Consider the following 420-nt stretch of genomic DNA (forward strand, 5'->3'; position numbering starts at 1 on the left):
CGAAAGCCTGACGGAGCGACGCCGCGTGAGCGAAGAAGGCCTTCGGGTCGTAAAGCTCTGTTGTGAGGGACGAAGGAGCGCCGTTCGAAGAGGGCGGCGCGGTGACGGTACCTCACGAGGAAGCCCCGGCTAACTACGTGCCAGCAGCCGCGGTAATACGTAGGGGGCGAGCGTTGTCCGGAATTATTGGGCGTAAAGCGCGCGCAGGCGGTTCCTTAAGTCTGATGTGAAAGCCCACGGCTCAACCGTGGAGGGTCATTGGAAACTGGGGGACTTGAGTGCAGGAGAGGAGAGCGGAATTCCACGTGTAGCGGTGAAATGCGTAGAGATGTGGAGGAACACCAGTGGCGAAGGCGGCTCTCTGGCCTGCAACTGACGCTGAGGCGCGAAAGCGTGGGGAGCAAACAGGATTAGATACCC

1 rRNA gene is annotated in these 420 nt (G+C 60.5%); it reads left to right on the top strand.

The features are described from left to right. A 16S ribosomal RNA gene (locus TY13_RS19600) occupies positions 1 to 420 on the top strand; the annotation flags it as partial.

The organism is Bacillus ndiopicus (assembly GCF_000612805.1).
Taxonomy (GTDB): domain Bacteria; phylum Bacillota; class Bacilli; order Bacillales_A; family Planococcaceae; genus Metasolibacillus; species Metasolibacillus ndiopicus.